Genomic DNA, 1,380 nt, shown 5'->3' on the forward strand with positions numbered 1-1,380 from the left:
CACCGGTCCGATTTCACATACGGGGCTATCACCCACTATGGCTCCTATTTCCAGAGGATTCTGTTATCGGTCCGACTATCACGTACAGGCTCTTCCCATTTCGCTCGCCGCTACTTTGGGAATCTCGGTTGATTTCTTTTCCTGCAGCTACTTAGATGTTTCAGTTCGCCGCGTTCGCCTTGCATACCTATGTATTCAGTATGCAATACCCTAAAAGGGTGGGTTGCCCCATTCGGAAATCTGCGGATCAAAGTGTGTTTGCTCACTCCCCGCAGCTTATCGCAAGCTACTACGTCCTTCATCGCCTGTAATCGCCAAGGCATCCACCATGTGCACTTATTCGCTTGTCCCTATAACGTTAGCCTCTGAAGACCGAAGTCATCAAAGAGCGCTACAGGGATAAGAAAGTACAACGTTGTTGCTTGTTTGTTGATACATACAATCATTACCCATCGATTTACCTTTTACGGCAAACCGATCAATAAATAATCTTTACTTCTTCCAGATTGTTAAAGAACGAAACAGCTTTGATCGCTAAAAGATCAAATCTAAACCGGGTCTGTTTGACTGGCTTACATTTGCACTTTCGAGTAAAACTTTGGTGGAGGATGACGGGATCGAACCGACGACCCCCTGCTTGCAAAGCAGGTGCTCTCCCAGCTGAGCTAATCCCCCGGGAATTTGTACTGGTAGGGCTGGTTGGACTCGAACCAACGACCCCCGCGTTATCAACACGGTGCTCTAACCAGCTGAGCTACAGCCCCAACGCGGAACTACTACGACTACTGTTTCTTCTTAATTAAACAGCCGATAAGTGTGAACATTTGATGCGTGAATCATTACTGATTCGTGCAAACTCTAGAAAGGAGGTGATCCAGCCGCACCTTCCGATACGGCTACCTTGTTACGACTTCACCCCAGTCACGAATCCTACCGTGGTAAGCGCCCTCCTTGCGGTTAAGCTACCTACTTCTGGTAAAACCCGCTCCCATGGTGTGACGGGCGGTGTGTACAAGACCCGGGAACGTATTCACCGCGACATGCTGATCCGCGATTACTAGCGATTCCAACTTCATGCAGTCGAGTTGCAGACTACAATCCGGACTACGATACACTTTCTGCGATTAGCTCCCCCTCGCGGGTTGGCGGCGCTCTGTATGTACCATTGTATGACGTGTGAAGCCCTACCCATAAGGGCCATGAGGACTTGACGTCATCCCCACCTTCCTCCGGTTTGTCACCGGCAGTCTCATTAGAGTGCCCTTTCGTAGCAACTAATGACAAGGGTTGCGCTCGTTGCGGGACTTAACCCAACATCTCACGACACGAGCTGACGACAGCCATGCAGCACCTGTGTACTGGTTCTCTTTCGAGCACTCC

Annotated in this window: 2 tRNA genes and 2 rRNA genes; all 4 read right to left on the reverse strand. The window is 49.9% G+C overall.

Features of this window, described 5'->3' with window-relative positions:
* Positions 1-350 (reverse strand): 23S ribosomal RNA (locus KO538_RS28970); the annotation flags it as partial.
* A 249-nt stretch (positions 351-599) separates the two neighbouring features.
* Positions 600-675: transfer RNA gene (locus tag KO538_RS28975), tRNA-Ala, on the reverse strand.
* 12 nt (positions 676-687) lie between these two features.
* Positions 688-764 (reverse strand) — tRNA-Ile (locus KO538_RS28980).
* Between the two features lie 98 nt (positions 765-862).
* Positions 863-1,380: ribosomal RNA gene (locus KO538_RS28985) — 16S ribosomal RNA — on the reverse strand; the annotation flags it as partial.

This window comes from Janthinobacterium sp. NKUCC08_JDC, assembly GCF_019345575.1.
Classification (GTDB): Bacteria; Pseudomonadota; Gammaproteobacteria; order Burkholderiales; family Burkholderiaceae_D; genus Janthinobacterium; species Janthinobacterium aestuarii.